Source organism: Trabulsiella odontotermitis (assembly GCF_001297775.1).
In the GTDB taxonomy this organism is placed as follows: Bacteria; Pseudomonadota; Gammaproteobacteria; order Enterobacterales; family Enterobacteriaceae; genus Trabulsiella; species Trabulsiella odontotermitis.
On sequence record NZ_LIFX01000011.1, the window covers coordinates 1 to 12,353 of the forward strand.

General features: G+C 56.8%; 8 protein-coding genes and 2 pseudogenes. 5 read left to right on the forward strand and 5 right to left on the reverse strand.

Features of this window, described 5'->3' with window-relative positions; all coding sequences use genetic code 11:
* The 3 genes from AOY23_RS15200 to AOY23_RS15210 form a co-directional block, all read left to right on the forward strand.
* Window positions 1–1,938: autotransporter outer membrane beta-barrel domain-containing protein (locus tag AOY23_RS15200; RefSeq protein ID WP_152958575.1), on the forward strand; the 1,938-nt coding region annotated here is incomplete at its 5' end.
* A gap of 190 nt (window positions 1,939–2,128) precedes the next feature.
* Window positions 2,129–3,502 carry a glycoside hydrolase family 1 protein gene (locus tag AOY23_RS15205; protein ID WP_054180198.1) on the forward strand — a complete coding sequence of 458 codons (1,374 nt, stop codon included), beginning with the start codon at window positions 2,129–2,131 and terminating at the stop codon, window positions 3,500–3,502.
* 2 nt (window positions 3,503–3,504) lie between these two features.
* Entirely contained in the window at window positions 3,505–4,221 is a 717-nt protein-coding gene (locus AOY23_RS15210; protein WP_054180199.1) for a GntR family transcriptional regulator, read from the forward strand.
* Window positions 4,222–4,268: 47 nt separating this feature from the next.
* Here AOY23_RS15210 and ldtB read toward each other — a convergent pair whose 3' ends face one another.
* Entirely contained in the window at window positions 4,269–5,189 is a 921-nt protein-coding gene (gene ldtB, locus AOY23_RS15215) for a L,D-transpeptidase (RefSeq protein ID WP_054180200.1), read from the reverse strand.
* 268 nt (window positions 5,190–5,457) lie between these two features.
* On the opposite strand from ldtB, the gene AOY23_RS15220 reads away from it, so the two are divergent.
* A complete protein-coding gene (locus AOY23_RS15220) occupies window positions 5,458–7,053 on the forward strand; it encodes an ABC-F family ATPase (RefSeq protein WP_054180201.1) in 1,596 nt (531 codons plus the stop codon).
* 86 nt (window positions 7,054–7,139) lie between these two features.
* On the opposite strand, the pseudogene AOY23_RS15225 reads toward AOY23_RS15220, so the two are convergent.
* Window positions 7,140–7,382, reverse strand: a pseudogene (locus AOY23_RS15225) (alpha-glucosidase); the annotation flags it as partial.
* Between AOY23_RS15225 and AOY23_RS21940 the strand changes: the two are divergent.
* Window positions 7,379–7,570 (forward strand): annotated as a pseudogene (locus tag AOY23_RS21940) (cytochrome-c peroxidase); the annotation flags it as partial. The pseudogenes AOY23_RS15225 and AOY23_RS21940 sit on opposite strands and share 4 nt — an antisense overlap.
* Here the strand turns inward: AOY23_RS21940 and AOY23_RS15230 are convergent.
* The 3 genes from AOY23_RS15230 to AOY23_RS15240 form a co-directional block, all read right to left on the reverse strand.
* Complete coding sequence (locus AOY23_RS15230; RefSeq protein ID WP_054180203.1) at window positions 7,567–8,832, reverse strand: DUF1479 domain-containing protein; 1,266 nt, start codon at window positions 8,830–8,832, stop codon at window positions 7,567–7,569. The pseudogene AOY23_RS21940 and the gene AOY23_RS15230 overlap by 4 nt on opposite strands.
* 151 nt (window positions 8,833–8,983) lie before the next feature.
* Entirely contained in the window at window positions 8,984–9,799 is an 816-nt protein-coding gene (locus AOY23_RS15235; RefSeq protein ID WP_054180204.1) for a Cof-type HAD-IIB family hydrolase, read from the reverse strand.
* Window positions 9,800–9,917: 118 nt separating this feature from the next.
* Window positions 9,918–12,350, reverse strand: coding sequence for a formate C-acetyltransferase/glycerol dehydratase family glycyl radical enzyme (locus tag AOY23_RS15240; RefSeq protein ID WP_054180205.1), 2,433 nt, complete (start codon window positions 12,348–12,350; stop codon window positions 9,918–9,920).
* Window positions 12,351–12,353: the final 3 nt, after the last annotated feature.

The following is a 12,353-nucleotide window of genomic DNA, read 5'->3' on the forward strand; positions in this document are numbered from 1 at the left end:
GCCTCGCTGATTAACACCGGGACCCTGGAGTTCACCGCCGCACAGAGCAGCAAGCCACTGCGGTTCAACGGCAATGCCCAGGTGATTAACGCCGGAACCATGAATGTCACCGGGGTGGCTGACGGTATTGTGTCAGAAGGCTCAGCCACTGATGCCTTCTTCTGGAACCAGCAGGGCGCCACGCTCAACTTCAGCGGCAACAACGGCTGGGGCGTCAAAATGGGGGGCAGCGGCTACTCAGCGCAGAACGACGGCACCATTAACATCAGCGGCAACAAATCCGTGGCGATGTACGTGGGCGGCAGTAACCAGGCAGTCAACAACGGCACCATTAACCTCGGCACCGAGGGCGGCAGTGACTCCGGGCTTATCGGTATGCAGCTGGGGGCTGACGCCACCGAAGACGCGGTGATTGAGAACAACGGCACCATCAATATTTATGCCGACAACTCGTATGCCTTCAGCAAGGCCGGTGCGAACGGCCATGTGGTCAACAACGGCACCGTGTATATCGCTGATGATGTCACCGGCTCCGGCCTGATTGCCCAGGACTCCGCCACCATCGAAGGGCTGAACGGCAATGACGGCAACGCCAGCGAAGTGCACTACTACAGCCACGACAACAGCAACAGCCTGAACGGTTACGTGGTCGGCACCAACGCTGACGGCAGTGCCGGGCAACTGATGGTCAGCAATGCCAGCATGGACGGCGTCAGCGTCAACACCGGTTTCACCTCCGGCACGTCGGCCACCACCATGACTTTCGACAACGTGGTGCAGGGCAGCAACCTGACCGACGCGGACGCCATCACCTCCACCTCGGTGGTGTGGAACGCGCAGGGCAGCACTGATGCCCAGGGCAACGTGGACGTCACCATGACCAAAAACGCCTATGCCGATGTGGCAACCGACAGTTCGGTCAGCAGCGTGGCGACCGCGCTGGACGCGGGTTACACCAGCAATGAACTGTACAGCAGCCTCAACGTCGGCAGCACCGCAGAGCTCAACAGCGCCCTGAAACAGGTGAGCGGCAGCCAGGCAACGAACGTGTTCCGTGAAGCACGGATGCTGGGCAACCGCTTTGACATGCTGGCCGACGCGGCACCGCAGGTGAGCAGCGGTCTGGCATTCAACGTGGTGGCGAAAGGCGACCCGCGTGCCGAACTCGGTAAAAACACCGACTACGACATGATGGCCCTGCGTCAGAAACTCGCCCTCACGGACAGCCAGAACCTGACGATGGAGTACGGTATCGCGCGCCTTGATGGCAGCGGCAGCCAGAGTGCCGGTAACAACGGCATCACCGGCGGCTACAGCCAGTTCTTCGGTCTGAAGCATCAGATGGCGTTTGACAACGGCCTGAGCTGGAACAACGCCCTGCGTTATGACGTGCATAACCTCGACAGCAACCGCTCTGTTTCCTACGGCGACACCAACAAGACCGCTGACAGCAGCGCGAAACAGCAGTATCTGGAGTTCCGCAGCGAAGGGGCGAAGACGTTTGAACTGAGCGAGGCGCTGACCGTCACCCCGTATGCGGGTGTCAAACTGCGCCATACGCTGGAAGACGGTTATCAGGAGCGTAACGCCGGAGACTTCAACCTGAACATGAACAGCGGCAGTGAAACGGCGGTGGACAGTATCGTCGGGATGAAGCTGGATTATGCCGGGAAAGATGGCTGGGGAGCGAGCGCCACCCTGGAAGGCGGCCCGAACCTGAGCTATTCGAAGAGCCAGCGCAGTGCGACACTGGCGGGTGCCGGAAGCCAGCGCTTTGCGGTGGACGACGGCCAGAGCGGCGGCGGCGTTAACAGTCTCGCGACGGTGGGCGTGAAGTACAGCGGCGAAAGCAGTGCCCTGCAGCTTGACGCGTTCCACTGGAAGGAGGACGGCATCAGCGATAAGGGGATGATGCTGAATTATAAGAAGATGTTTTAATGTAGTCATCCCGGTGGCAGGGAGCTTGCCGGGTAATTTCCTTTCTGAACCGGGTACACCTTCGTGGGTGCCCGGTTTTTTTTATTTCTGATCACAAAAAGCGCGCTTTTCATTTGCCCGAATTCTCATCACGTTTAATATGACTAGTCATTAAATTTTAAATGACTAGTCATATTAAGAGGTGCGAGAGATGAATCGACTGCCAGCCAATTTTTTGTGGGGAAACTCGGTATCCAGTATGCAGACAGAAGGTGCATGGAACGAGGGCGGGAAAGGGATGTCGGTGTATGACATACGCGAGCCGCGCGAATTTGCCTCCGACTGGAAAGTCGCCACCGACTCATACCACCGCTACCCGGAAGATTTCGATCTGATGAAAGATCTGGGGATGAACTGCTACCGTTTTCAGATTGCCTGGAGCCGCGTCTGCCCGACGGGTGACGGCGAGTTTAATGACGAAGGCATCGCCTTTTATGATCGCTTTATCAATGATCTCATCGCCCGCGGCATTGAGCCGATGATCTGCCTTTATCACTTCGACATGCCGCTGGCGCTGGCGGAAACCTACAACGGTTTCACCGACCGCCGGGTGATGGAGGCCTTTATTCGCTACGGCCAGAAGATGATCGACTGTTTTGGCGACCGCGTGAAATGGTGGCTGACCTTTAACGAGCAAAACCTCTACCACATGCCGGATGCGTTCCTGATTTCCGGCTATATGCGTGGTGACCGCACGCTGCGCGAGCTGTATCAGATCCAGCATCATGTGATGATGGCGCACGTGCATCTGACCCGTTATCTGCACGAGACCCAACCTGCGGCCTTAATGGGCGGTATGCTGGCGCATCAGCTGGTTTACCCGGCAACCTGCAAACCGCAGGATGTCTTTTGCGCACAACAGTACGACGAATTCACCAACCAGAACCTGCTGCGCGTCTACGCCGGGGAAGGCTACAGCCCGGAAGTGCTGGCGGTGGTGGAACGTGAAGGGTTTACCGATATTTATCAACCTGCCGATCTGGCGCTGCTCACCACCACGAAATGCGACTATCTGGCGTTCAGCTACTACGCCAGCCGCACGCTCGACAGCGACGCAATCCCGGCGGGAACGGCAGTAAATAATTATCTGACTTATGGCATGAAAGATAACCCGTTCCTGAAAGCCACCGAATGGAACTGGCAGATTGATCCGCTGGGCTTTCGCACCATCATCACCCGCTACTACAACGACTGGCGACTGCCGGTATTCCCGATTGAAAACGGTATTGGCGTGATTGAAGCCTGGGACGGCATAAACCCGGTCGAGGACGACTACCGCATTGATTATCATCGCGATCATATCAACGCCATGAAAGCGGCGATTTTTGAGGACGGCGCTGAGGTGATTGGCTATCTTGGCTGGGGACTGATTGATATCCTCAGTTCGCAGGGTGACATGCGCAAACGCTACGGCGTGGTGTATGTGAACCGCGATAATCATGATCTTAAAGATCTCAAACGCGTGCCGAAGAAAAGCTATGCCTGGCTGAAGCGGGCCATTCACAGCAACGGCGAAGAGATATAACGATGACCGCCAGATACCTCGCCATCGCGCGGGAAATTAAACAGCGCATTGACAGCCAGCAGTATGCGGCGAATGCGCCATTGCCGGACCAGCACGCGCTGGCGGCGGAGTTTGGCACCAGCCGGATGACCATCCAGCAGGCGATGCGCCAGCTGATTGTCGAAGGACTGATCTATACCCGCCAGGGGCAGGGAACGTTTATCCGCAAAAATTACAATCAGCTGTCGCAGTGGGAGCTGGCAGGGAGCGACTACTTTGGCGCGACCAAAACCTGGGAACATGTCGGCCCGGTGGAAAGTCAGGTACTCCGCTTTGAACTGCGTTTCCCCAGTGAAATCGAGCAGAGTTCGCTGCTGATTGATGCCGACGCGTCAGTGTACGACTTTGCCCGCCTGCGGTTACTGAAGGGGGAGCCGGTGTCGCTCGATGAAACCGTTATGCCGGTGTCACTGGTACCGGGTCTGAATAAATCGCATCTGGAAAGTTCGGTTTTTCGCTACATTCAGGAGACGTTAGGGTTGAAGCTGATGGGCTCCCGGCGGGTGGTGCGGGCGCTCAAACCTGATGAACTGGACCGGCAGTATCTGCATTGCGACATGACCGATCCGGTGCTGGAAGTGGAACAGGTTATCTATCTTGAGGACGGTACGCCGCTGGAGTATGCCCGGTGTCATTATCGCTACGACCACGGCGCCATGGTTATCGTGAATAACGGATAATAAAAAAGGCGGATGTGATAATCCGCCTTTTTTGCTGTGTCGGGTAATTAGTTCAGACGAACCGGCATCCCGGAGCGCGCCTGAATTGACTGGTTCAGTACGTTCTGATCAACGTCAGACTGACCCGTCACCTGCTGTACCGATTTGTTCAGCGTGATCGGCACAATTTCGCCGTCTTCGAACTGGGCTTCGGTGGTGGACAATGGGTTGTGAACTTCGATGTAACGGCTGCCATCCGGTTCGGTGGTGGCTTTTACTGGCTCATCAATAAACTGAACACGGGTGCCGACCGGCACGTTCTGGAACAGGAACTTGATGTCGTCGTTACGCAGACGTACGCAGCCGTGGCTCACGCGCAGACCGATACCAAAGTTGGCGTTGGTGCCGTGGATGGCATACAGACGACCGATGTACAGCGCGTACAGGCCCATCGGGTTATCCGGGCCCGCCGGAACAACGGCAGGCAGCGGCTCACCGGCAGCACGGTATTCTGCGTGCATCTTCGCGGTTGGGGTCCAGGTCGGGCCCGCTTTCTTACGCTCTACCTTGGTGGTCCAGTTGATCGGCGTATCTTTGCCTAACTGGCCGATACCAATCGGCAGCACGATAACGGTGTTGGTGCCTTTCGGGTAGTAGTACAGACGCATTTCGGCGCTGTTGATCACGATACCTTCATGCACGGTGTCCGGCAGGATCAGCTGTTGCGGAACGTTCAGTACCGTACCGGCTTTTGGCAGGAAGGTGTCGACGCCCGGGTTGGCTTCCAGCATGTTAGACAGGCCCATCTGGTATTCCGCGGCGAAATACTCCAGCGGCTGGCTGTTGCCTTCCGGCACAGTGATGACCTGGTTTTGCCCTACCAGACGGCTGCCGTCGGTAGGAAGGGGATACGTCACCGCGGACGCGCTATTACAAAAGCCTGCAACGGCCAGAGCAGCCGCAAAAACTGTCGATAATTTCATATTCATGTTGTGCGAAATAGTTTGCCACACTGGCGTTGTTAAGAATGAGAACCTCAGATGGGAGCGCATTATATGTGCATTCCCGCAAACAGGGAATTCAGATGTGTACGAAATCAGTATTTTTCATCCTGTTTGCTACTGTAGCCGTTACTGTACAGGCTGGCGACAAATTCGGAACAATGGAAGCGGCAGACAACGAAATGCTTTGTAACCGTGAAAAAAAGGCCAGACAGTGGCATAATTAGCGGTTTGTCACATCTTTCAGGATATCTCCGTGTTAGTCACCAGCAACGTCACCATGCAGTTTGGCAGTAAGCCGCTGTTCGAAAATATCTCCGTCAAATTTGGCGGCGGCAACCGTTACGGCCTGATTGGCGCCAACGGTAGCGGTAAATCCACCTTTATGAAAATCCTCGGCGGCGATTTAGAACCGACGCTGGGCAACGTGTCGCTCGATCCGAACGAGCGCATCGGTAAGCTGCGTCAGGACCAGTTCGCTTTCGAAAACTTTACCGTGCTCGACACCGTTATCATGGGCCACGCGGAACTGTGGGAAGTGAAACAGGAACGTGACCGCATTTACGCGCTCGCCGAAATGAGCGAAGAAGACGGCTACAAAGTGGCCGATCTGGAAGTGAAATACGGCGAGATGGACGGTTATTCCGCCGAATCCCGCGCCGGTGAACTGCTGCTGGGCGTGGGCATTCCTGTCGAGCAACATTACGGTCCGATGAGCGAAGTGGCGCCAGGCTGGAAACTGCGTGTGCTGCTGGCGCAGGCGCTGTTTGCCAATCCGGATATCCTGCTGCTCGACGAACCGACCAACAACCTGGATATCGACACCATTCGCTGGCTGGAACAGGTGCTGAACGAGCGCGACAGCACCATGATCATCATTTCGCACGACCGTCACTTCCTCAACATGGTCTGCACGCATATGGCGGATCTCGACTACGGCGAGCTGCGGGTTTATCCGGGTAACTACGACGAATACATGACGGCAGCCACCCAGGCGCGTGAACGTCTGCTGGCGGATAATGCCAAGAAGAAAGCGCAGATTGCCGAACTGCAGTCGTTCGTCAGTCGCTTCAGCGCCAACGCCTCGAAATCCCGTCAGGCGACGTCCCGCGCCCGGCAGATCGACAAAATCAAACTGGATGAAGTCAAAGCCTCCAGCCGTCAGAACCCGTTCATCCGTTTCGAGCAGGACAAGAAACTGTTCCGTAACGCGCTGGAAGTGGAAGCGCTCAGCAAAGGTTTTGATAACGGCCCGCTGTTTAAGGGCGTTAATCTGCTGCTGGAAGTGGGCGAGAAGGTCGCGGTGCTCGGCACCAACGGCGTCGGTAAATCCACCCTGCTGAAAACGCTGGTTGGCGTTCTGCCGCCGGATAACGGCACAGTGAAGTGGTCTGAGAACGCGCAGATTGGCTACTACGCGCAGGATCACGAATACGAGTTCGAAAACGACCTGACGGTATTCGACTGGATGAGCCAGTGGAAGCAGGAAGGCGACGACGAGCAGGCGGTACGCAGCATTCTGGGGCGTCTGTTATTCAGCCAGGACGACATCAAAAAGCCAGCGAAAGTGCTTTCCGGTGGCGAAAAAGGCCGCATGCTGTTCGGTAAGCTGATGATGGAAAAACCGAATATCCTGGTGATGGACGAACCGACCAACCACCTGGACATGGAATCGATCGAATCGCTGAACATGGCGCTGGAACTTTACCAGGGCACGCTGATCTTCGTTTCACACGACCGCGAGTTTGTTTCCTCGCTGGCGACCCGGGTGATCGAAATTACCCCGCAGCGCGTGGTGGATTTCAGCGGGAATTACGAAGATTATCTGCGTAGTAAAGGGATAGACGGGTAGAAAAAATGCCGGGTGGCGGCTTCGCCTTACCCGGCCTACCAGTCTGAACTGTAGGCCCGGTAAGCGTAGCGCCACCGGGCAATGACTTAAAACACCCACTCACTTCCTTCAACGCCGTCAATCAGCAACTTACGTTTCTCCCCCTCCGGTAACGTCACCTTCAGCGTTTTCCATGCCGGAATGTAATCCCCGCGGGTGGCGCCCACGCCTTTCAGCGGGAACAGGCGCAGTTCTCGACGATCCTCCTTCGCGGCATTCACATAGGTGATGCGTTCGCTGAGCGGCAGACCCGCCCCGGCGCGAACCAGCAGCGGCAGTTTTTCCAGCGGTACACGTCCCGCGCGATGAACTGGGGACGGAAGCGGTACATATGCTCCAGCAGCGGTTGATCCGCCCTGATACGCCGGTGGGAACATTGTTGCTCAACGGCACGCTGGCCGTGCGGGAATCAGTACGGCGGGTACGCCAGGGCAGCAGGCGTACCCCCGTTTCACGGGAAGGGCTGTACGATGATTAAGGCGCCATGCCCAACGCGCGTTTACCGTGAATGTTGAGATCAGCCAGCGTGAAGCGATCCTGCCATTCGACCTCGTAATCTTCGCGCGGGAAATCCCCCGGTGACGTGCCGTGCTCCAGGGCAGCTTTCACTTTCTGCGCATAGGCGAGGTTTTTTTCGCACAGTGGGGCGGCGGGGATATACATCACGTTGCCCCAGCCCTGCTGATTTTCCACCGGCGCGACAGAATGAATCACATCGCAATGCCACCACACGGAATCGCCTGCCTCCAGCGCCGGAATCGAGGTCAGCGCGCGGATCAACAGCGGGTGCCACTTCTCTGATACCGGCAGCACTTTTCCTGGCGCCACGCCGCACAGTTCATCGTCTGGCACATCGTCCAGCAGCGGGCGCAGCAGAACGTACGCCATCGCTTCCGGGATCGGCACCACATGCAACAACCCCTGATGCGGGATCATATCCGACAGCGCCGTCCAGCCCTGGAAGGTGCGGAATACCGAGCATTTGGTGGTGTTATCGACAGTGTATTCTTCCACCTCAGTGCGGTGTGCCGCATTCCACGGATCGTAGTTGTCGATGTCCCCGCGGAACACACTGGCGAATGCCTGTTGGTAAGCCGGTAGCAGCCAGTGCTCCAGCGCGCCGGAATCGGTATGCGCGCCGAGACCTTTCGACGTGGTGCCTGGCGGTCGACGGCGAATGCGGTCAGGGTAAATCACGCTGACGTCCGGGTTAAACCACGTCTTACCGTCTGTTTCAAACGTCCACAGCCGGTTCAGGAACGACTGCACGGTGGCCATTTCATCGCTCTGGCGTGCCTGCATTTGCGCCTGCGACCAGTAAATCGGATAGATTTCCGGGCGCGAGGCGTCAAGTGATCCAAAAAAGGTATCGCCCGGACCTTTGTACTGTTCGTCGAAATGGTTGCGGTCGAGATATTCCAGCATTGAGCGATCCCAGCCCAGCGCCTGCTCGCGCGGGAAATGGCCTTTGATCACTGCGCAGCCGCGGCGTTTGACGGCCTCGCGCTCCGCATCGCTCACCTCACCGGCGGCGAGACGACGATAATCGATGACCGGCCAGACCGGATCCCCTTTTACTTTCAGCGCCTCGATCTCTGCCACGCGTGCTTCGATTCGCGCCGATAATGCGGCGAACACCTGCTGAACGTCGCCCATTTGCTCGCGCAGCACTTTCTTCATCTGCCGGATCGCCGCTTTGTGATCGGCAGGGAGCGTATCGTGGGTAAAGGTAAGCGTCATGATGACCTCTCATTCTTTCATTCGAAAGTGATTTAACTTACAGATGGTACTTTAGGTTATAAATAAGTTAATGCAAGTTAAATAACTTGCTACAGAGTGAAAGTGAGAGGGGGAGAACAAAAAAACCGGAGCAGGGCGCTCCGGTGGGGGATCAGTGGTCGAACGGCGAGGCGTTGTCCAGCACGGCCTGAATCACATTCAGCGCACCGTCGTGATTGTTGTCGTCGGTACGGTAGCGGGCAATGTCTTTAATACTCTGCCCGGCGTTGTCCATGGCAAACGAATATTGCGCCATCGCCAGCATTTCCGCGTCGTTGCCGCTGTCGCCAATCGTCACGCAGTTTTGCGGCGACAGTTTCCAGCGTTTCAGCAGGCGGCTGATACCGTTGGCTTTGTGCAGGCCAGGGATGATCAAATCGACAAAACCGAATCCGCTGGTCACCGGCTTCATAATGCCGTCGAGAGAGACGTGGAGTTTATCCACCAGTTGCGGGATATCGCTGTCCGGCAGGTTGAGCGAAAACTTGAACAACTTGTCGTTGATCTCACGATAGTCGGCGACGCGCTTCAGGCGGTGGTAGTGTTTCGCCATCAGGGCCACGAAATCATCGGGCGCTTTGTCACTGACGTACGCGCTCTCCAGACCGCAGGCGACAAAATTCAGTTGCTCATCTTTCAGCAGTTCACCAATGACAATCTGCGACTCATGCTGCGTCAGCTCGCCATGAAACAGTTCCTCGCCATGGGCATAGACCAGCGCGCCATTCTCCGCGACGAACGACATTTCATCTTTCAACTCGGGAAAGAAGGAGATCAACTGGTAGTACTGGTTACCGCTGGCGACGACAAATTCGATATCACGCGCTTTCAGCGCCCGGAACTGCGCCTGAAAACGTTCACGATCGTATGTTTTGGAATCATTGAGAAAAGTCCCGTCCATATCAGTGACGATTACTTTTACAGTCATACCTGTGCTCCTGGGGTAACTGCGACCAGAAGCATTCTAATGATAATGTGAGATAAACCACAAATTTATTTCAAATGAAAGGAAATGCCGGGTAGCGGCAGTGCCACCCGGCAGGTTCTTACAATGTGTGTTCGGTACGGGCGATGATATCGTCCTGCGCATCCGGCGACAGGGCGGTAAAGAACGCCGAGTAACCCGCGACACGCACCACCAGATCACGATACTGATCCGGATGTTTTTTTGCATCCAGCAGCGTTTCGCGCGACACGATGTTGTACTGAATGTGCCAGCCTTTATGCGCCTCAAAGAAGGTGCGCAGCAGGATCATCAGTTTCTGTCGATCGCTGTCGTTATCCAGCGTCGCCGGGTTCAGTTTCTGGTTGAGCAGCACGCCACCGAGAATTGAACCGGTCTGCAGTTTACCGACGGAACCGATAACCGCTGTCGGGCCGAGGTGGTCGGTACCGGAAGCCGGGCTTGCGCCTTCCGCCAGCGGCGTTCTGGCTTTGCGTCCGTCCGGGGTTGCCATCGTTGCTGCGCCAAATGGCACGTTAGCGGAAATTGACGATGTCCCGGCGTAGTAGTTGCCGCCGATCGGGCCGCGACCGTAGCGCGGGTTATGGTACTGTTTTAACTCGTCGATATAGGTCTGGTAAGCGCGAACCAGCAGGTCATCAACGCTGTCGTCGTCGTTGCCGTACTTCGGCGCGCCGTTAATCAAACGCTGACGCAACTGTTCGTGGGTCAGACCGTCGAAATCATCCGCCAGCGCTTCCGCCAGCTGTTGCTGGCCAATCGCGCCCTGATCGAATACCAGTTTTTTCACCGCCGCCAGGCTGTTGCCGAGGTTGGCGATACCGACCTGCAACCCGGAAACCCAGTCATATTTCGCGCCACCCTGTTTGATGCTCTTCGCACGTTCGATACAGTCATCGACCAGTGCCGAACAGAGAATATCGTGAACGTTTTCTTCGAGCATCGTGTCGACAACGTACTCGATTTCAATCGACTTACGGGTGTAATAGCGAATCTGGCGATCCCAGGCCGTCATCACCTCGTCGAAATCACTGAAGTTGCCTTTCGACAGCGCCAGTTCCTGCGGCAGGAACACTTTGCCGCTGGTGGCGTCGCGGCCACCTTCGAGCGCCGCCAGCATCACGCGGGCGAAGTTAATAAAGCTCATGCCCGTGCAGCGATAGCCCCATTTGCCGCCGACGGCGGTTTCGATGCAGCCGATCGCGGCGTAGTCGTAGGCATCCTGCGGCTCGATGCCAAGTTTGATGAATTCCGGGATCACGATTTCGTCATTGTTGAACGCGGGCATGCCGAAACTGCAGCGGATCACCTGCACGCAGGCATCGAGGAAATCGTTACTCATTCCGGCGTGATAGCGCACGCTGAGGTTCGGCTGCGTGGAGCGCAGACGACCACAGGATTCCAGAATGGCGTATGACAGCGGGTTGACCGCGTCCTGCGGTTTGCCATTCACCAGCGTCTGACCGCCGATGGTGACGTTCTGATACAGCGGGCTACCGGCAGAGGCTTTCGAGTGCGAGCCGGAACGGATCTTGTTCACTTCCAGCAATTTCAGCCAGCAGCTGTGGAACAGCTCAATCGCCTGCTCGCGGGTCAGGGTCTGATTCAGTTCAACATCGCGGCGATACCACGGGTAGAGATACTGGTCCATGCGGCCAAACGATACAGAGTGACCGTTGGATTCGATCTGCAACATCAACTGGATGAACCAGCACAATTGCAGCGCCTGCCAGAAAGTTTCCGGCGGCTGGTGGGCGATGCGGTCGCAGTTTTCCGCTATCGTCAGTAACTCATCGCGACGGCTGGCGCGGATCTCATCGCGCGCCATGTCACGCGCCAGCGCGGCGTAGCGTTCGATATGTGAGCTGACGGCCGCCAGCACAATGTCGATGGCTTTCAGAAACTGCTCGCCGTGGAGGTCATCCAGTACGGTCAGATTCAGGCGTGAACGGCGTTCCGCCACTTTCTCGCGCAGGCCGTCGAGCCCTTTTTCCAGCAGCAGCGGGAAATTCACCGCCAGGTGCGCGTCGCCGGAGGTCATGTTGCCTTCGGCTTTGATGATGCCGGTTTCCAGCAGCGCTTTTTGCTCGTCGGTGAACATGCCGTAGCAGCGATCCTGCACCGTCTGGCCGCGCCACCACGGGCAAATTTCATGCAGTACGCGTTTGTTCTCTTCACTGACCGCAAAGCCAGCGCCGGGGCGGTCAGCCAGATCGTCGATCTCTTTTTCAATCCAGCTGACGGTGTATTCCGGGAAAATCGGCGCGGCACGCACTTCGCTCGCCTGGTTGCCGATGATCAGTTCGTCATGTTTGATCCAGATAGTCCGCTCCGCCAGGTGGTGCGCCAGCGCCAGCGCACGGCGAACCGGGATCGGTTTATCCATGTTCTGCTGGTACATTTCGGTGTAGTGACGAGCGCGCTCGGTACAGACCGGCGGCTTCACGATGTGGACCAGTGCTTTTTTGTGCGCCTGAATGCGGGCGGAGAGCGTGTTGAGTGTCAGAGTGGTCATCGG